15 protein-coding genes and 1 pseudogene are annotated in these 18202 nt (G+C 62.3%); 4 read left to right on the top strand and 12 right to left on the bottom strand.

The annotated features are described in order from the left end of the window. Window positions 1-47 precede the first annotated feature (47 nt). Window positions 48-701: a GNAT family N-acetyltransferase gene (locus tag FPK30_RS01675; RefSeq protein ID WP_144085031.1), complete on the bottom strand. Its 654-nt coding sequence runs from the start codon at window positions 699-701 to the stop codon at window positions 48-50. A gap of 80 nt (window positions 702-781) precedes the next feature. On the opposite strand from FPK30_RS01675, the gene FPK30_RS01670 reads away from it, so the two are divergent. The 4 genes and pseudogenes from FPK30_RS01670 (at window position 782) to FPK30_RS01660 (ending at window position 3220) form a co-directional block, all read left to right on the top strand. Continuing rightward, window positions 782-1459, top strand: a complete 678-nt coding sequence (locus FPK30_RS01670; protein WP_144085030.1) for a 5-formyltetrahydrofolate cyclo-ligase — start codon at window positions 782-784, stop codon at window positions 1457-1459. 101 nt (window positions 1460-1560) lie between these two features. Next, window positions 1561-1773, top strand: coding sequence for an FmdB family zinc ribbon protein (locus FPK30_RS01665; protein WP_144085029.1), 213 nt, complete (start codon window positions 1561-1563; stop codon window positions 1771-1773). Window positions 1774-1845: 72 nt separating this feature from the next. Further along, window positions 1846-2184: pseudogene (locus FPK30_RS08340) on the top strand (SAF domain-containing protein); the annotation flags it as partial. A 622-nt stretch (window positions 2185-2806) separates the two neighbouring features. Beyond that, on the top strand, window positions 2807-3220 hold the full coding sequence (locus FPK30_RS01660; protein ID WP_420809424.1) for an MscL family protein: 414 nt from the start codon (window positions 2807-2809) through the stop codon (window positions 3218-3220). A gap of 9 nt (window positions 3221-3229) precedes the next feature. Here FPK30_RS01660 and FPK30_RS01655 read toward each other — a convergent pair whose 3' ends face one another. The 11 genes from FPK30_RS01655 to FPK30_RS01605 form a co-directional block, all read right to left on the bottom strand. Continuing rightward, complete coding sequence (locus FPK30_RS01655; protein WP_144085027.1) at window positions 3230-3466, bottom strand: hypothetical protein; 237 nt, start codon at window positions 3464-3466, stop codon at window positions 3230-3232. Then, entirely contained in the window at window positions 3466-7176 is a 3711-nt protein-coding gene (locus tag FPK30_RS01650) for a helicase (protein WP_144085026.1), read from the bottom strand. The genes FPK30_RS01655 and FPK30_RS01650 overlap by 1 nt, the downstream gene beginning before the upstream one ends. 8 nt (window positions 7177-7184) lie before the next feature. Next, window positions 7185-8708, bottom strand: coding sequence for a variant leucine-rich repeat-containing protein (locus tag FPK30_RS08255; protein ID WP_260804351.1), 1524 nt, complete (start codon window positions 8706-8708; stop codon window positions 7185-7187). Window positions 8709-9075: 367 nt separating this feature from the next. Further along, window positions 9076-9456: a 50S ribosomal protein L7/L12 gene (rplL, locus tag FPK30_RS01640; RefSeq protein WP_045924837.1), complete on the bottom strand. Its 381-nt coding sequence runs from the start codon at window positions 9454-9456 to the stop codon at window positions 9076-9078. A 103-nt stretch (window positions 9457-9559) separates the two neighbouring features. Next, complete coding sequence (gene rplJ / locus FPK30_RS01635) at window positions 9560-10081, bottom strand: 50S ribosomal protein L10 (RefSeq protein WP_024626821.1); 522 nt, start codon at window positions 10079-10081, stop codon at window positions 9560-9562. A gap of 380 nt (window positions 10082-10461) precedes the next feature. Beyond that, complete coding sequence (mtnN, locus tag FPK30_RS01630) at window positions 10462-11196, bottom strand: 5'-methylthioadenosine/S-adenosylhomocysteine nucleosidase (protein ID WP_144085025.1); 735 nt, start codon at window positions 11194-11196, stop codon at window positions 10462-10464. A 64-nt stretch (window positions 11197-11260) separates the two neighbouring features. Next, entirely contained in the window at window positions 11261-12481 is a 1221-nt protein-coding gene (locus FPK30_RS01625) for a 3-deoxy-7-phosphoheptulonate synthase (protein WP_144085024.1), read from the bottom strand. Continuing rightward, complete coding sequence (locus tag FPK30_RS01620) at window positions 12462-13622, bottom strand: 3-deoxy-7-phosphoheptulonate synthase (protein WP_144085023.1); 1161 nt, start codon at window positions 13620-13622, stop codon at window positions 12462-12464. Before FPK30_RS01620 ends, FPK30_RS01625 begins: the two co-directional genes overlap by 20 nt. Before the next feature lie 145 nt (window positions 13623-13767). Further along, on the bottom strand, window positions 13768-15132 hold the full coding sequence (locus FPK30_RS01615; RefSeq protein ID WP_144085022.1) for a C1 family peptidase: 1365 nt from the start codon (window positions 15130-15132) through the stop codon (window positions 13768-13770). A gap of 114 nt (window positions 15133-15246) precedes the next feature. Then, entirely contained in the window at window positions 15247-16227 is a 981-nt protein-coding gene (locus FPK30_RS01610) for a CPBP family intramembrane glutamic endopeptidase (protein WP_144085021.1), read from the bottom strand. Window positions 16228-16403: 176 nt separating this feature from the next. Then, the gene (locus tag FPK30_RS01605; protein WP_144085020.1) at window positions 16404-18134 is read right to left on the bottom strand and encodes a cell division protein; all 1731 of its coding nucleotides are present in this window, start codon (window positions 18132-18134) and stop codon (window positions 16404-16406) included. Between the last annotated feature and the right edge of the window lie 68 nt (window positions 18135-18202).

The raw sequence follows: 18202 nt of genomic DNA, 5'->3' as shown, positions 1-18202 counted from the left end.
AAGCGGCAAGTCAAACCCAGCGTGTCGACCATGTCCGTTCCAGGAGCTCATAGACGAGCCAGCAAATCCGGATCGAATTGGTCACTGATCCAGGCAAAGGTCAGGTGGTCCCGCCACTGTCCGTTGACGTACATGTAGCTGCGGCGCAGCCCCTCGGGCTCCATGCCCAGCTTCCGGACTACGCGCAGGGACCGTTCGTTTTCTGGCAGAATCGCCACTTCAAGCCGGTGCAGATGGGGGCCCCTCCTGTCTCTGAATGCCCAGTCAGCCAGCATGGTCAGAGCCAGGGGCGCGAACCCATGACCAATCCAATCCTGGTCCACCCAGTAGCCCGCTGTCGCTGTACGCATGGACCCGTAGCGGATGGCACCCAAGGAAATCTGCCCCACGATGCTCTGATGAAACTCCATCAGAAAGACCGCTGAAGTGCCCTCCTGCCGGGCACGTTCCAGCTCCTGCATCCACTGGGCATAGGTCATGCCAGGTCCGTGGCGGGGATCCCCTGACTCCCATGGGGCCAGCCAGTCGCGATTCCTCCATCGGACCGCGTTCCAGGCTGCTTGGTCGCCCTCGCGGATGGGCCTCAGCAGGAAGTCCCCATGGCCCGGGGGCGAAGTCAGACGATCAGGCAGATCCAGGGCATGGTCCGAACGGGCTCGGGAACCCTGCCAGACCTGGCGGAAGGTATGCAGAACCGACATGACTCCATGTTCTCACCGAACGGCAGCCGAAGCGGGCATGCGTCCACCAGGGAGAGCCCCCTGCTGGTAGAACTGAGGGCATGAACGAGCAGGAACGCATCGATGTGGACAAGCAGGATCGACGCGGCCGGTTGCTTGAAGCCCGACGGCGTATCGACCCGGCCCAATGCCTGGACGCAGGCCGCAAGCTTGCCGACCTGCTGGCAGGCCAGGTGCTTGCCAGGGTCGAACGCTCCCGAGGCGGCCAAGGCCTGACCGTGGCTGCTTTTGCCTCCATTCGAGGGGAGATAGCCATGGATCCCAGCCTGGAACTCCTCCTGGGCCGGGGCGACCAGGTGCTCATTCCCATGCTGGGTACAGGCACCGAAGTAGGTTGGGGTCGACTGCAATCAAGGCAGGATCTGGGTGACATGAAGCGGATTCCAGGTTGGCGGCCTGACGAACCCGATATGCCTGCCCTGTCGGCACAGGCCTTGGGTACGGCCGATCTGATTCTGGTGCCAGCGCTGGCCATCGACCATGCCGGCATTCGCCTGGGTCGGGGCGGCGGCTGGTATGACCGTGCTCTGGTCATGCGTGCAGACCGGACCCCAGTAGTAGGCATCTGCTGGCCCGGCGAATTCGTGGAAGCCCCTCTGCCCCATCTGGACCATGATCTCCCCGTGGATGCAGTCCTGACGCCTGCAGGTTTCACGCCCACAGCCACAGGTCTGTCACGAAGGCCCGGCACAGACCATAATGGTGATGAACAAGGCTGACGAGAGGCCCGGTGCCGATTCTTCTGGTCGAAGCCACCACTAGGATATTGGGTATTGAACCAATCGTCGAGCGAACCGACCATCAGCGGAGGGAAAGAACGGTGCCCACCTATCATTATCGCTGCAAGAACTGCGGATACGACTTCACCAAGGAGCAGTCCTTCAACGACGAACCCATCACCATCTGCCCCAAGTGCGGGCAACAGCAGGTCCGTAAGATCTTCTCCGCAGTGCCCATCGAGTTCAAGGGTCATGGCTTCTACCGGACCGACGGAGCCTCATCCTCCTCTTCGATCTCCACCAGCAGCAAGTAGACCGAGAGGCACATTCGACCACATCGACCATGCAGACCCATAGGCCGGCCAAGATCCTGGCAGGCTGGGGGCATGGTCGATTTTTCCATCTTCAGCAAGAAGGATAAGCCTTCATCGGCAGCCGGATCCCTGACCCGCCGGCGGCGACTTTTTCGGCTCAGGCGTGTGGGGACCGCCCTGGCATTGGGGCTGGCAGTGTTCTGTACCCTGCAGATCCTGGTCCAGGCCCAGGGCCGCCTGTCTATACTGGTCGCCGCACGGCCCATTGCACGCGGATCAGCCATCGAACCTGCCATGGTTGAAAGGCGGATCCTGCATGGCAGGGAGCGGCTGCCCGGCCTGATCTCCTCATATGGGCAAGTCCGTGGACGGCGGCTGATGATCAGCGTCCATACGGGACAACCGCTAACGACGGCCATGATCAGCGCCAGACCGACACAGCCGCCCGGGACCACTCCGGTGACCGTCCGCTTGACTGACGATCCGGGAGACCTGCAGGCTGGGGACAAGGTGAGTTTGCTGGCTTCAGGGGACTGCCCTGCTGATGCCGGCCCGCACCCTGTCCAGCCGAATTCCGGGCAGGCCTCAGGCGGCGGACATTGCATGATAGCCGAGAAAGCTCTGGCTCTACAACCGGCGCAGACAATCCCCAGGGACCGATCCGACCCGGAAGGGCGGGAGGGCAACCAAGTCCGGCAAGCGTCCCAGGCCGTCTTCGCTCTGGATGCCGGCCAGGCTCTGCTCCTGCTGTCGCTGGATCCTTCCACCCCTGTCATCGCCATCCGCTCCGACAGAACTTCTGCACCGACACCCTCCAATCATGTCGGAAAACCGAAACCATTCTGGGCCCGCGATAATGGAGGAAGAAGCAGGCATGGGCGCTCCATGCCTCACATCAGCTACGGAAGGATGCAGAATGGCCTCGATCAATCAGGTGGCGGCCAAGGATACCGCCGAAGCAGTCCACAAAATCTCGCAGATCAGCAACAAGGGCGTGCTGGGCGAGTTCAAGCAGTTCATCTCACGCGGTTCCATGGTGGATATGGCCGTGGGCGTGGTCATGGGTTCGGCGGTGACCAGTGTGGTCAACGCCATCGTCAACAATCTGATCAGCCCGCTGATCGCCATGATCTTCGGCAAACCGGACCTGTCGGGACTCCTGACCATCAGCTACCGGAACGCCACTATTTCCTTTGGCGCCATTCTGACGGCCCTGCTCAACTTCCTCTTGATCGCCATCGCCGTCTACTTCTGCATCATCATGCCCATCAACAAGCTGCGCCAGCTGAGCCGGGCAGCCTCGGGCATCAAGGACCAGCCCAATGCACCCAGCCCGCAAGACCAAAGCCTGCAGCTGCTTCGCCAGATCGCCGACGACATCCACCGGTCAACAGGTGCAAGCGACAGTCAACAGACTGGAACCGAACTGCCCAAGGGCCAGGATTAGGATCAGCGGTCAGTCGCCGCGCTCATGGGGAAAGAGCCCCCAATGCGGGGGCAGCTCGCCCAGGATCCGCCGATCATCCCCGTCAAGACGATCCTGCGCACAGACCCGATCCTGAGGATCTTCCTCGGTGCCATCAACATCAAACCGTTCCCTGCCTGGACGAACTACCCGGCGATGCCGACGCGGGTGCGAAGCTGCAGGCTCACCGGGCTGCTTCCCGCGCTCTGGTTGGTCATCCTTCGCCATTAACGCGCCTGCTGGTAGATATCGGCAAGGCGGGCGACGATCCTGTCGGCTTCTTTGTCAGGGTTGACAAAGGCCGAAACACTCCAGACGGTCATGACCGACCATCCAAGATACTGCAGGTCCTCGGTGGTGAACCGGTGACGTTCACGGGTGGACTGGGTGTGCATGAACTCGGCGTCGTCTGTCAGCACCGCCAAAGCATAGGGCTTGTTCTTGAGCCCGACCACCAACGGAACTCGGGGCGCCTGGTCGTACCCGTAATCCAGGGCTACATCCAGCCCCCGGGTTCGCAGCCGCTGGGCCAGATCCCGGAAGAGCACATTAGTGGACTGCTCGGCCTGCTCGGGCCGGACCGGTTCCGCGTCGGGGTGCTCAGCCCAGGTCAGCAGATCCTTGAGCAGACGGGGCCCGGGCTGGTGAAGACGGTCGTCTTCCAGATCCTCAGCGGAAAATGCCGCGACGATGTCCAGATTCCGATCCGGCAGAACGAGAGCATCCAGCAGCATGCCCTTGCCCCCTTCGCCTTCCAGATCGCCGAACTGCTGCAGGAGACGGCCGTGAGTGGTCTTGGCAAACCCCAGAGTCAGGATTACGTCCGTGGCGCGAGCACCACAGACCTCGTCAATGCCGACGATGCGTACATGCCGCAGGAACTTGGCGAAAACCCTGTCCTTGGCTGCCGCCGATTTGAGTTCAGCGCCCAGCCGGGAGCGATGGGTTGCCGACAGCGTGACCACAGTCAGCAAATAACTGTTCGGCACCAGGGAGAAGGATCCGGCCCTGCGCTTGAGCATGTCGACAACGGCAGCGACCTCCTGTTGGCTGGACTCGACCAGCCCGGTGGCCATGACCGGGACGCCAGCGCCCTCCACCCTGGTCAGGGTCACCCTGCCAGGTTCCCGACAATCAGGAACAGGTGCCGACAGATCCCCATAGCCGTGATCCTTCAGGAAGGTGTCCAAGCGAACCGAGCGGCGCGAGGGGCGGGCTTTGACGGTGACCGGGACCAGATGGCCGACCAGTTGCAAAAGGCCATCCGAAGTGATGGTAGGCCGGTGGGCGATGACCGCCACCTGCCGGGCCCGAGCCAACACAGTCAGCACCTGGATGGAAGGCATATGGGCTCCGGCATCGATGATGACCGTATCGGCCAGCTGTGTCGGATTGGTCCTGGTTGCCAGTGTGGCCGGAGTCGCGATGATGATGGGCTTGGCCGCCGACAGGATACCAGGGTGGGCCTGTTGGAAGACCGTAAGGGAGGCACCGGGGTTGCCGGCCAGCATGGTGTGCAGCTGATTGGCCTCCTGGGTGCGCGAGAAGAGCAGCTCGGACAGACGCTTTTCACTCTCCTGGGCAACCATGGGCCCTACGCTGGCCACGTGCTGGGCATCCACCTGGCTGAAGCGGTCGGCTGCGTTGGACAGGGCGGAACCATCCTGGTTGGAGATGATCTGCGAGGAACGCATGATGTCGTCGAAGACCGTGGTCCACCAGGCCAGTTGCAGCTCGGCCCGCACCGCCTTGCCTTCAACCTGACGGTTGCGCAGGTCCTGGACCAGCTCCTGCAGCCCTGCCTTGCTGAATTCACCCTCCAAAGCGCAGCGCTCAGGCAAGGTATCCAAGGCTGTATGGTCGTCAAAGAGCGCCTTGAGCCGCTCCTCCACCTTGTTGAGGTCCATGGTCTCCAGATCGCCCCCGGCCGGAGTCGAGTCCAGGACGGTGTCCAGAGCTGTCATGTCGCGGATCAGGGATTCCTGCGTGTCGATGATGACGTCCAGTTTGGGCGGCAGGACCGGCCAGCCGCCGTGGGGGACGAAGGTCCGCCACTGCTCGGCCTGCTTGGAGACCACCACCAGCGACTCATGCAGATCCTCGACCTGGGCCCCGGGCCTGAGCAAGCTCTTGGCCTCCTTGACCAGACGTCTGCGTTCCCAGAATCCCAGGTTGGTGCCGTTGGCCTTGCGATCGGCCTTGGACTTGGTGGCCTCGATCATGGCGGGAATGTCGCGCTCGAATATGGAAGGCTGGAAGACATCCAAGACCCGGCGCAGGTTCTTGAGGACCACCACCTGCCGTCCCCAATCCTTGACGGTGGCAGGCACAGGGAATCCGCAGGTCTCTACCGTGGATTTGACCTGCTCACGGGTGTCCGGCAGAAGCCGCTGCAGAAGACGGACCACACGGGAGTACGCGTCCACAGCCTCGTTCTCGTTGACCAGGGTGGCTCCGAACCAGGGGGTGTCCTGGGGGCCGATGACGAATTCGCCCAGCTCGGCAGCCCTCTCCAGCTTGTCCGCCCACGTATCCAAATCGGGTTGCAGATCGTGGGCGGTGGCCGCGCCCAGACGGACACGGGTGGCAGGGTGCGTAGGCATATTGGCGATGTTGGCCAGATTCTGAATGGTTTGGTAGGCCGAAACCCCCCAGCTGGAATCCACCCCATGCAGATCGCCCAGGTAGCGGGTCAGTCGGGAACGGACACCCACAAGCTCATCAGCCACCTGGTCAAAATGCTCGCTGGCCTTGCCGGGTTTGAACCCCACTGCATCGATCAGCCGTTGGTCCAGGACCCTGCCCAGTTGATCATCGGTCAGATCGAGGGCCATATCAGCCATCCCAGCGGCATCCAAACGATGCTGGAAACGCCGCTTCTCCTCCACCACGCAGGGCACATAGAGCACGGTCCTGCCGGCGGTGACGCAGCGCGAGGCGATGGCCAGGGCATCGTCGGCGCTGTGGAGGCCGGTCTGCTCATCCACAAGCACGCTGTGCCCGGTCGCCACCAGCTGGGCGGCATAACGGACCCGGTTGTCCACGTCTCCAGCCTCAAACTCGCTGTGAGGGTCAGCATCGAAGGGGCTGTAGTCGGGCACTGGTCCGCCCTTGAGCCGCTCGGAGGCTGCCTGGTCGCCAGCCAAGGCATCCAGCAGATCGTTGCCGGTGGACCCAGCGGTCATCCGGTCCAGAATCCGAAGGCTTTCGCCCAGCAACTGGGCCGATGGCTCGATAAAGCACCCCAGAACGATTTTCCGCTCAATGGTGAAGTCACTGATATGCGGCGTGATCAGAGCCGTCATGTCCTTGAAAAGCGATGAGGTTTCAGGGGTGCCGCCCTGATAATGGGAGGCAGAAAACAGGCGATCCGGATCCAGGGTGATGCCACGCTCGCGCATGGCCGAGATCAAGGCAGGATTAAGATCCACCTTGCCTGTGAATCTGATGGAAGCCCTGGAGGCCCCCTGTGTGCTCTCATCGATGCGCACGGGATAGAGCAGTACGGGCATGTCGCGCCCCTGCCAGGCAGCCACCCCTACGACCATGGAGAGCTGGGCGAAACCGCTGGCACGCTCCTTGGCGGCCTGATCGTCCAGAACCCGCTCCATGCGGCGGTGGGCCGCACGCAGCATGCCGCGGTCACGGAACAGCGCATCCAGATGAACCTGGCCGCTGGCGAAAAGCTGGGCAATGCCTGAAGGATGCGCGTGCGTCAGGTCCATCTGCGCGGCCAGCTGCGACACATTCTCCAAGGGGGTCAGTCCCACCTGGTTCTGATAGTCCTGACGCCATCCCCGGATTCGCTCTAGGGGCGTCAACGGGGCCTTGACTTCTTCTGCCGCACGGTCGGAGGAGGACCCGGCCGTTGATGCCTGTGCATCTTCGGCCCGTTTGTCATCTTCCGATCCCCCGGTGCTCATTACCGTCTCGCTCATCCGTCCACTCACTTCCGCACGGCGTTCAGATATTCGTGATACCCGTCATTGTTGCGCAGGGCCGCGTCGATGTCCTGGTCGCCCTGAGCCTCCAACCAGGCGTACAGATCATCATAGAGGGCCGGATTCATCGCCAGGAAAGGCAGCAACTGGCGATGCTTGGCCATGGCGAACTGCAGGGCGAAGTCCCCGGTGCGCTTGGCATCATCGGAGCTCATCCCATCCACCTCGATAGCCTCCTGACCACGGTCATAGTCACCCTTGGAAACCCGCTCGAAAACGGATCCAGGCTCGAAAGCCGGCTGATACCGCTGGTCATCCTCCGGCTGATCCGCTGGCTGAGGACGCCGAGCCTGATCTGATTCCTTCCTGGAAAGGCGGGCCAGCTCCACGGCTCCCAGCGGGGTGAATCCCTGGGCCGTGTCCGTTTCGCCAGCTCGGCCTGGACGAGATTGACCATCGGCATATCCCCTGCGGCCGGAAGCCGCGCGATCATCGCGATGACGACGATCTTCACGGGCATCGCGAGCATCCTGGTCGTAGGGATCCTGATCAGGAGCGGATTCAGCGGAACGGGAACGACGAGCATCAGCGAAAAGATCACGGTCGACCGGCTGGCTGTCCTCCTGCCGAGTGCCGACCAGCGGCAGACTCTGCTCGGATTCGTGCTCTTGCCATGGCAGAGGCTGGCGGGCTTCGCCACGAGCGTCCTGGGTCTGGAAGTCCCCTCCACGGCGATCGCCTTCGCGGGATTCGAATGCCCTGTCAGCCTGGCCATGATCGGCTGAATCAGCATCGTCAGAATACCGAGCCTGCGGGCCTCGCGAATCTGTGGGCTCTGCTCTTCCGGAGAAAGGCGGCGACGGATTGCCCTCCGAACCTTGAGCGGCTGGGGCAGTCCTGGGACGATCCTGTGAAGCACCGCCGACCTCTTGGGAAGCATCGGCTGTCTTGGCAGCGCCCAAAGCCATATCGTGAAGGGCAGTGACCCGGTTGCGGACCCCGTCGGCCTTGAAGATGCCAGTGGGCTCGCCGGCGCGCATGTCCAGAATGTCATCGACGGACATTTCGGCCGCATCAGGCTCCACCATGCCCCGGGGCTGTGTGGAGTATGAGAAGAGGTCGGGCACCCGGGGCGAGGGATCGGTCTTATCCTCTTCGGGATTGCTGATGCGCACGAAGTCGACAGGGACATCACCGAACTGAAAGCGAGCCGAGCTGCTGGACAGGGGGAAGGCGGCGTCCACGGGCAGCCTGACCAGCGATCCGTCGGACTGGATCAGATAGGAGCCGTTGGTGGAACCCATGTCGCGCAGGGTGGCCAGACCGTCCTGGTCGACGGCGAAAATGGCATGCCGCTTGGACATGGATTTAGTCTGATCGGGCACCTCCAGACGACGCCGACCGTCATCGGCCAGCGGACGCAGAGGCTTGCGGCCGATCTCGACGGTCTCGCCAGGCTTGAGCCGGGTCTCTTCCGCCCCATTGAACTTGATTATCCACACCTGCCCCGGTCGCCGATCGTCACTCACGTTTTCGACCTCCCAAATCTGCAGCCGCCTTCACTCGGTACTATCGCCTATTCTGTCATGAAACCCAGAGATAGGATTGATTGCGTGCCGAATTACCTGATAAAGGACACATGAGAGGCTCGCAGGCATAGCGCACCACTTGGAGCCCTCCGAATCGGCAGTATCTACAAACCTGATTGCGCAAACGGCACGTGGTTCATTGCCTGCCATGAATCAATTCAGACACTTCGGGCAACCCAGGTACAGATAGTCTTCGAGCGAATAGGCACACCCATCCCCCATGGTATGGCCGGATATGGGAAAGCCCCGGGCCGTCTGTGACGGCACAGGGCTTTCCAGCATGCAAGGGCTCAGAAAGAGCCGATGACTACTTGAGCTCGACGGTGGCGCCGGCCTCTTCCAGCTGAGCCTTGGCCTTGTCGGCGTCCTCCTTCTTGGCACCTTCCAGGACGGCCTTGGGGGCACCGTCAACCAGAGCCTTGGCGTCGGCCAGGCCCAGGTTGGTGATGGCCTTGACGGCCTTGATGACCTGGATCTTCTTGTCACCGATGGCGGAGAGGACGACGTCGAACTCGGTCTTCTCCTCCTCAGCCGGAGCAGCAGCACCGGGAGCGGCAGCGGCCACGGCCACGGGGGCGGAGGCCTCGACGTCGAACTCGTCCTCGAACTTCTTGACGAAGTCGGACAGCTCGACCAGAGTCATTTCCTTGAACGCGTCGATGAGCTCGTCAGCGGAGAGCTTGGCCATAATGGCTTCCTTTCATTTGTGGCGACCGGCATTGACTGGTAGGCCGATCACCGAACATCTTCTTTTGTATTTGCCGTATGGATCCGGGCCAGTGGCCGTGGACTCAGGCGGCCTTTTCCTGCTTCTCGCGCAGGGCGTCGAACGTGCGCACGGCCTTGGTAGGCACAGCGACGAACAGGTTGGCGGCCTTGGACATGGTGCCCTTGAGCGCGCCGGCCATCCGGGAGAGCAGAACATCGCGGGATTCCAGATCCGCGATCTTCTTCATGGCATCCGCGTCAGCAACAGCTCCATCAATGAAGCCGCCCTTGACGATCAGTGCCGGGTTGTCCTTGGCGAAATCACGCAGCGTCTTGGCGGCATTGACGTAATCACCCTTGACGAAGGTGATGGCGCAGGGGCCGGCAAGCATCTCATCGAGACCCTCGATTCCAGCCTCTTTGGCCGCAATCCGGGCTAGCGTGTTCTTCGCCACGTTGTAGGAAGTATCGCGGCCTAGCTTGTTTCGCAGATCGGCGACCTGCGGAACACTGAGCCCGCGGTACTCGGTGAGGATGATGGCGTCGGCGTCACGGAACTTGTCCGTCAGCCTGGCGACAGCCTCTTCCTTTTCGGGCCTTTTCATGGCGTTCCTTCCTAGACAGACCTCTGGAGGGAGCCGGGCGACCGAGCATGACAGGCAAAAAGAAAGCCCTGCCGACAGGCAGAGCGAAAAAACAGGTCGCAAGGACCGATTTGAAACTCAACCTGTGCTGGCTCGATCAACCGAACTTAGGAGACCCAAGGGTCCCGACCAACGGTCTTTGGTATGCAAGGGGCAATATTACACAGGTCGGGTGCAGCCGTCAAGTTCACAGGCATGGCAAGTTCGGAGCCAGCCAGCTTCGGGGACTGCAGAACTGCAGCAGATTCACGGCATCTAGGCCCTGACGGGCGCAACCCGTCAGATCGCAGGCCCATAGGCACCAAGCTGCACGGCTGAGGGCTCCTTGTACTGACCTGCACTCAGAGCTCGCGCACGATGCCCAGCACAAGCCTGGCGGCCGTGTCGGCATATTCGGAGATGTCGAACTCCCGGAAGACCTCGTAGTCGGTGTCGGCGTTGTCGCTCAGAGCGCGGATGACCAGGGCTGGCACCTTGTTGCGGGCCGCCACATGGCAGACAGCCGCGCCCTCCATCTCGACCGCGTCGGCCCCGGTCTGCTCCTTGACTTCGGCGATCTTCTCCGGGCTGTCCACAAAGTAGTCACCTGTCGCAATGGTGCCGACGATGTGCTTGATCCCCATGGAGTCCAGGGTCCGGCTTGCCAGATCCAGCAGGTGAGGGTCCGAGTGGAACTCCTCGGTGCCGGGGGCCGACTGGGCCACCAAGCGCATGTCGGTATCCAAATAACGCAGAGTGCCTCCAAGAACCACGTCGTTGATGTGCAGGTCCTTGTTCAGGTTGCCCGCAATACCGGAGAAGATAACGGCCCTGGGATGGAAGGCATCGATCAAATACTGTGTGGTGGCGGCGATGTTGACAGTACCCATGCCACCCACGGTGGCAGCCAGACGAACCGGGCCGTGCGCCCCATTCAGGGCGCCGCATATGACCTTCAGGCCAGCTTCACCGGCCCCGGGATCCTGATCCGCCTGCTGCAGACCTCGGCCGATCAGCGCCACCTCCTCATCCATGGCCCCGATGACGGCAACCGGCCGCCGATCCTCACCCTTCGGGGAAGCATCCGCTTCGCTCATACCTGACTCCTTATCCAAGATTCCACTGGCAACTGCAGCCCGACCAGACTACTGCAGGCGCAAGTCAACGAGTTGCGCTTCGACGACGATCCACTGCTCCTGCCAGCTCCTCCAGCAGGTCCTGGGTATCAGGCCAGGAGATGCAACGGTCGGTGATCGAACACCCGTAGACCAGCTGGTCCAATGGGGCCGGCTTCTGATTGCCTCCACGTATGAAACTCTCCATCATCAGGCCAGTGACGCCTTCCTCACCGTCGCCTATCCGCTGGGCCAGCTCATGGACAACCTGGATCTGGCGCCGCTCGTCCTTGCCGGAATTGCCATGGGAAGCATCGATGAGCAGTCCGTGGGCAGCCGCGCTGTCCTCAGGCATGCGCTGGCGCAGCACGGCAAGGGCTGCCCGCACCGAATCCTGATCATAGTTGGGGCCGGACTTGGAGCCGCGAAGAACCAGATGGCAGTCGGGGTTGCCCATGGTCGCCACAGCCGCAGCCTGACCCTCATGGTCTATTCCGAAGAAGGTATGGCGCTGAGAGGCTGCATAGCAGGAATCAATGGACACATCCACGCTGCCATCCGTGGCGTTCTTGAAGCCGATGGGCATGGACATGCCGCTGGCCAGCTGCCGATGGACCTGGCTCTCCGTGTTCCGGGCACCAATGGCCCCCCAACTGACCGCGTCAGAAATGTACTGGGGCGATGTGGGCTCAAGAAATTCCGTAGCAGCCGGAAGTCCGGTTTCCAGCACACCCAGCAAAATGCGCCGCGCCAGGACCAGACCCTTCTGGATGTTATAGCTGCCATCCAGGTCGGGGTCGTTGATCAGGCCCTTCCAACCGACCGTAGTCCGTGGCTTCTCGAAGTAGACCCGCATGACGATCAGCAGCCGATCCTTCAACCGCTCGTTGACGGCCGACAGACGACGAGCATAGTCCAGGGCGGCATCGGGGTCGTGAATGGAGCAGGGACCCACAATGACCAGCAGCCGGTCGTCCCGCCCATGCAGGCAGTCCACGATTTCCTGCCGGGAGCGGATGACCAGATCCTTGGCCGATCCGTCCAAGGGATATCGAGTCAGCATCTGCGCGGGCGAAGGCAGGCGGTCAAGCTCAAAGACCCTCCTGTTGACGATCCGGCCTATGCCTACCTCGTCCTCCCACCTGGGCAGGTTCCCCGTCTGCAAGGGGTTGACGCCTGCCGCCAGCGCCTTGTGCACCAGTTCAACCTCGTAGGCCTTGCTGGGTCGGGGCAGAGGATCCTGTGGCTCATCCTTCATCCGGCTCATGCCTTCTCCTTTCCCGACGAGCCAGCACGGCATCGGCCAGGATCTGCAGCAGTTCCTCGGTCCTGTCCCAGGAAATGCAGGCATCAGTGACGGACCGGCCGAAGACCAGGTGATCCAGCGGGGCCGGAGCCTGGTGACCGCCCTCAAGGAAGCTCTCCATCATGATGCCTGACAGGCCCTGCTCACCCTTGGCGATACGTTCTGCCAGCTCTTCGACCACCTGGGCCTCACGCACTGGATCCTTGCCGCAGTTGCCATGGGCTGCGTCGACGATCAGCCCCCGGCAGGCACCAGGGCCCAGCGGGGCCTGATGCATGACCTCCAGGGCGGACCGGACGGACTCCGAATCGTAGTTGGGGCCATGACTGGAACCGCGCAGAATCAAGTGACAATCTGGATTGCCCCTGGTCTCGGCAGCGATGACATGGCCGTCCAGGTTGATGGACAGGAAGTGATGCTCGGATGCTGCGGCCAGGCAGGAATCAACCGCTGCCTTTACACTGCCCTCGGTCGAATTCTTGAAACCCATGGGCATGGACATGCCGCTGGCCAGTTCCCTGTGGACCTGGCTCTCCGTGTTCCGAGCCCCGATGGCCCCCCAGCTGACCGCGTCAGAGAGATACTGCGGGGTGATGGGATCCAACCATTCCGTGGCCGCCGGAATCCCTTGCCCCAGAACCTGCCAGAGCACCTGACGGGCCAGGCGAATCCCCTTGCGAATATTGAATGTTCCATCCAGATCGGGGTCGTTGATCAGGCCCTTCCAGCCCACTGTGGTCCGGGGTTTCTCAAAGTAGACCCGCATGACGATCAGCAGCCGATCCTTCAACCGCTCATTGACGGCCGACAGACGACGGGCGTACTCCAGAGCAGCCTCCGGGTCGTGGACTGAGCAGGGGCCGGTGATGACCAGCAGCCGATCGTCCCGGCCATGCAGAACATCCCGAATGGCCTGACGGGAGTCCCGCACCAACCCCATACGCTCCGAATCCAAGGGCCGCGAGCGCAGAAAGACCCTGGGGGCCGGGATGGGATCCAGCTGACGAATGTTGACGTCCACTGTTTCGGGAAAGACGGCCGTATCGGCAAAATACTGCCGCTCCTCTTCCGGGATGATATCCGGTTCCTTGACGAATGCCACGGTCGCTCTCCTCTCTGTCGTACTTCGACGATCTTGCCCGAATTCCTTATGACCATCCGCGTCCGGGCCAATGCGGACGGTCCGTTCCCGCGATCCATGCAGACCACGGGAACGAACAGCTCAATGGATAAATTGGTGACGTTGCTCAGGCCAGGGCGCCCATGGGATCCCAGGCGGGCAGCATGATGGCCTCTTGGTCGAAGGCCCGGCGATACTCCTCGGGCAGCATGGACTTGGGCACGGCCACCTCATAGACATACTGGCTGAACCAGTCGTCGCTCATGGTGAAGTAGCCCTTGTTGGCGATGTCCCCGCCCCAGGAGTTCTCCACCCGCCAGCGGTTGGTGGTCCGGCCGTCATCGGCCACATCCACACCCACGAATGCCATGGCGTGGTTCTGGGCCGAGTCGCCGAAGCGCACCCGCTGCTCCTTGTCCATGTCGAAGTCCACACCGTAGACCCGGCCGTACTCGAACAGGTCAGTGGCCCACTGACCGGCCTTGCGGTCCATCATGGGGTGGCAGTCGGCGCCGAACCAGACCGGCAGGCCCTGCTCGCTCATCAGACGACGGGCGCAGTCCTTCATGACCTCCACCGGAACGTTCAGATACTCGGTGGGATCGCCGCCAGCCACGTTGCCCAGATGCTCGATGCCGATCTTGCGGCCCTTGGGGTGCTCGGGACGCGGATCGTCGACCAGGCAGACATAGTCTTCAAGTCCGGCATTCACGTAGCGCTTCCAGAACTCCTGCGGGGTGATCCGCCCATCCCTGTGGAAGACGCCGTCCTTGTCGGTCCACTCCCAGTCGAAGCTGGTGGGCGGGGTGCCCAGATGAATGGTCAGGATACGGTGACCGGCCTCCAGGGTCTGATCGATGATCCCGTCGATGCCATCCGGGTTGGCCACCATGTGAGCCGTGGCCTGATGAAGCAGGCGACGGAGCTGGTCGTTCATCTGGCTGGTGTTCTGGGAGGAAGCGGTCTCGGGATAGAACTGCTTGGGCACTGCGCCGTACTTCTTATAGATGTTCATGGCCATGATCCACTGGCCGCCATCGCCCATGACATCGCCCATCAAGAAGCGCATGAGCTGGGAGTCCACGGGCTCGCCAGCACGCACCAGAGCCGCCACGTCGCGCAGGAAGTAGTTGACGCGCTCAAGCTTGTCATAGTACATGGCATAGTTCTGGGACAGCTCGAAGTCGCCCATGGGGTTGGCGGTGCTTTCACCATCGATGTTCAGAGCCTTGCGGGCCACGAATCGGGCCACGTTCAGCGAGCTGAAGAGCCAGCAGCGGCCAGAGTGCGCCTGCGAGGTGACCGTGCCATTGTCGATGCTGACCGAAAAACGGTGCTGGAGCAGACGGGAGCGGTTATAGTTGTGGGCCACTTCGTCAATGCCTACCTGAGTGACGGCATTCATGGCGACATGGTTGGCCTCGCGCTCATCGAAGGCGGTGCGCAGGCCCTCCAAACGGGTCTGATCCAGTGGTGTCAGTACTGATGTCATACGGTCTGTCCTTGTTTCCTTTCATGCGGATGTATCTGCATCCCTGTATTCAGCATAGCGGGAATCGGTCCTCATGGGTTCGCCTGGCGGATGATGTGGACAACTGTGCCTTTGTCAAGCCAGAGAGAAGCGCTGGGCCGCATTGACCACGGCCAGGGCCACCAGGACCGCCAGACCAAGAGAGATCCAGCCCTTATAGGTTCCGGGGCGTGAGCGATTGGCGCGCAGGCGGTCTGCCAACTGTCCGCGAATCAGCCAGAGGACGACCAGTCCCCCGATCAGGCCCAGCAGGGTCATGCCCTGGTTGATCATCGAGCCGGTGCGGGCCGGCACTGTCTGGGTCAGCCACATCATGGCGTCAGCCAGGACCAGGTTGTTGAAGATATGCAGTGCCATGGACCAGAGGATGGAGTATTCCATGGCGATGACACCCAGAACCAGGCCCAGCAGGAAGGTGAACAGACTCTGGGTGATGTCTCCGTGCAGGCAGGCGAAGATAAAGGAGGAGGTGACGATGGCGAAGGTCCGTCCGTAGGGCCTGAGTCGGCCCATGACCACGCCACGCAGCAGGAACTCCTCGACGACGGGGACCAGGATAGCCGTGTCCAGGGGCGACAGGAACCCGTGCTGGCCCGCCGCGATCTGGGAGGTAGTGGAATGGTAGACCAGCCCCAGGGCCTGGGATCCCTGGTTGACCACCCAGGTGAAGCCGGTCTCGATGCTGCTGGCCAGCATAATCAGCAGGATGGCCCCGATCAGCGCGGCTGGGCCAGGATTGGTTTGCGCCTTGTACTGCACAGGGTTGGTCCCGCGCCCGCGCAGATCCTGGCTGCGGGTGCCGAAGAGAAAGACCAGCATGACCAGATCGCCCAGCAGATCGGCCAGCCCCGGCTGACGGGCAATGCCCAGGGCCGCGGCCACCGAGGGCAGATTCAGAACCCCGGCGATCAGGTTGGCCGCCACCAGATACACCAGGGCATAGAGGGATTGCAGGTCCACCCCACGGCGCACCTGGGCACTCCATGGGCGCGAAACAGCCGACCCGGATGACCCCGTGGCGGACACATGTGATGATGCGTGCCGTGATTGCTGCATGACGCTCTCCCAACCCCGTGACACTTGGCCTGCACCTCTTCACTACCGACTCTAGGCCTCAGCAGGTGTTCTGGTCGAGATTGACGGCCACCCAACTTCCAAGCAAGGCGGAACGACAGGGCCGGATCGCAGACCATGCCTGCGATCCGGCCCTGACGAACAATGTCCTTTGCTGATCAGTCCTGATCGGTCGGGGCAGCGTCGTCGTTGATGGGCGGAATAACCGTCGTTTCCTGATCGGTGACCGCCTTCTCCACCTGTCCGTCCTCACGCTGGGCCGGCGCGTCATCGGCCTGGACGGAGGCATCGGGAAGGGCACTCGGCGCTGGGGAAGGCAGAACCTGAGTAGGCATATTGGCTGAGGGCCTGACAGCCGCAGCCGCGCTGACATCATCCCCGGAATTATCGGCAGAGTCAGTTGCCACACCATCGGCTGGCTGGCTGGCTGGGACCGGATCGACTGATGTCTGAGGGGCCTCTTCCTGGGTGTCGGCAAGGGGCTGATCGACGGCCTGATCCTCGCCTTCAGCCTTCGAGGATGCCGCCGTAGCCGACGCAGCAGGGGCCGGCAACGGATCCGCGGCAGGCACAGCATTGACCACGGGCACGCTGGGCGCCTGCCCCTCGTCCTGGTCATTGACCACAGCCTCATCGTGGAAGCCGTCGAAGTTGCCGAAGGACTTGGAGAAGATGTTCCGCAGCTCGTCGACCCGAGCGGTAATGGTGGCCTCCCGGTGCTGCAGCTTGGTGATGTGGTCCTTGAGCCCGTCAAGCTCGGCCTGGGCGGCCTTGCGATGGGCGTCGACTTCGGCCTGGGCGCGCTGCTTGGCCTCCTCCAGCAGCTGGTTGGCCTTGCGCTCGGACTCCTCTCGCTTGAAGGAGGCGAACGAATCGGCATCCTTTCGGGTGGCCTTGGCCTGTTCAATCAGCTCCTGGGTCTCCTTCTCGGTCTTTACCCGCCGATCCTCCAGGCTCTTGAGCAGCTCGCCCACCTTCTTGGTGGCATCCTCCTGCTGGGCGGCGATGTCGGAACGGACCTGCTCGGCCTCGGCGTTGACCTTGGCCATGGTCTCGGCGCTGGTGACCTTAGACTCGTCCACGATCTGCTGGGCCTCGGACTTGGCTTTGTCGGTGATCTCCGAAGCCTGCCTGCGGGCGTCATTCAGGCTCTTGGAGACCTGCTCGCGCACGTCGGCCAGCTTCTTGTTGGCCTCGGCCAAGGCCTTCTGGATCTGATCGTTCGCCTCTTTCTTGAGCTTGGCGATCTCCTCGTCGTTCTTGCGCCGCTTGTCGGCAATCTCCTTGGCGGCCTTGGCCTTCTGCTCGGACAGCTCCCTGTCCTGGGTGGCCTTGCTGGTGGCCAGCCGCTTCTCATGCTCCTCGCGGGAGTTTTGCAGCTCCAGATCCAAGGCCTGTCGACGTTCGGCCACCACCTTATCGGCAGCTGACTTGCTCTGTTCGCTCTGCTGCTTGGCGGTGGTGGTGACGGTTCTGGCTTCGTCGTTAGCGGCCTCAACGATGGACTTGGCCTTGGCGTTGGCCTCGTCCACAATGTGCTTGGCTTCAAGCTGAGCCTCGTTGACCAGGGTCGTCGCCTTCTCCTGGGCGGAGGTCTTGGTGGATGCCGCATCCTGCTTGGCGCGGTTGAGCAGCTCGGTGCTGGTCTGCTCGGCCGAGGCCAGCAGTTGCTGGGCGTTGGCTCCTAGTGAAGCAAAGGAGTTGCGCGGCTGTTCGGGCTTGCGGGACTTGGCCTCCTGGAGTTCCGCCTCCAGCTTCAGAATGCGATCGTCATCGGCCTTGATCTGCTGACGCAACCGGGCCAGATTGCTCCGCGAGGCCGCCAAGGCCTGGTCGACCCGCTCCTTGTCATAGCCTCGCAGGACAACGGGAAACTGATCTTCGGCCATGGAAACACTCCTCTTCGCCACCAGGACATGCCGGCCCGTGACAGAAATGTCTTCGGTCCGGTGGATTT

Source organism: Bifidobacterium apousia (assembly GCF_007559275.1).
In the GTDB taxonomy this organism is placed as follows: domain Bacteria; phylum Actinomycetota; class Actinomycetes; order Actinomycetales; family Bifidobacteriaceae; genus Bombiscardovia; species Bombiscardovia apousia.
Note: the sequence above shows the minus strand (reverse complement) of the source record. Positions and strands in the feature narration are given on the sequence as shown.

What these genes read in the sequence shown, in the direction of transcription:
- FPK30_RS01675 (WP_144085031.1), bottom strand. Translation starts at nt 701, where the DNA reads ATGTCGGTTCTGCATACCTTCCGCCAGGTCTGGCAGGGTTCCCGAGCC.
- FPK30_RS01670 (WP_144085030.1), top strand. Translation starts at nt 782, where the DNA reads ATGAACGAGCAGGAACGCATCGATGTGGACAAGCAGGATCGACGCGGC.
- FPK30_RS01660 (WP_420809424.1), top strand. Translation starts at nt 2,807, where the DNA reads ATGGTGGATATGGCCGTGGGCGTGGTCATGGGTTCGGCGGTGACCAGT.
- FPK30_RS01655 (WP_144085027.1), bottom strand. Translation starts at nt 3,466, where the DNA reads ATGGCGAAGGATGACCAACCAGAGCGCGGGAAGCAGCCCGGTGAGCCT.
- FPK30_RS01650 (WP_144085026.1), bottom strand. Translation starts at nt 7,176, where the DNA reads ATGAGCGAGACGGTAATGAGCACCGGGGGATCGGAAGATGACAAACGG.
- rplL (WP_045924837.1), bottom strand. Translation starts at nt 9,456, where the DNA reads ATGGCCAAGCTCTCCGCTGACGAGCTCATCGACGCGTTCAAGGAAATG.
- rplJ (WP_024626821.1), bottom strand. Translation starts at nt 10,081, where the DNA reads ATGAAAAGGCCCGAAAAGGAAGAGGCTGTCGCCAGGCTGACGGACAAG.
- mtnN (WP_144085025.1), bottom strand. Translation starts at nt 11,196, where the DNA reads ATGAGCGAAGCGGATGCTTCCCCGAAGGGTGAGGATCGGCGGCCGGTT.
- FPK30_RS01625 (WP_144085024.1), bottom strand. Translation starts at nt 12,481, where the DNA reads ATGAGCCGGATGAAGGATGAGCCACAGGATCCTCTGCCCCGACCCAGC.
- FPK30_RS01615 (WP_144085022.1), bottom strand. Translation starts at nt 15,132, where the DNA reads ATGACATCAGTACTGACACCACTGGATCAGACCCGTTTGGAGGGCCTG.
- FPK30_RS01610 (WP_144085021.1), bottom strand. Translation starts at nt 16,227, where the DNA reads ATGCAGCAATCACGGCACGCATCATCACATGTGTCCGCCACGGGGTCA.
- FPK30_RS01605 (WP_144085020.1), bottom strand. Translation starts at nt 18,134, where the DNA reads ATGGCCGAAGATCAGTTTCCCGTTGTCCTGCGAGGCTATGACAAGGAG.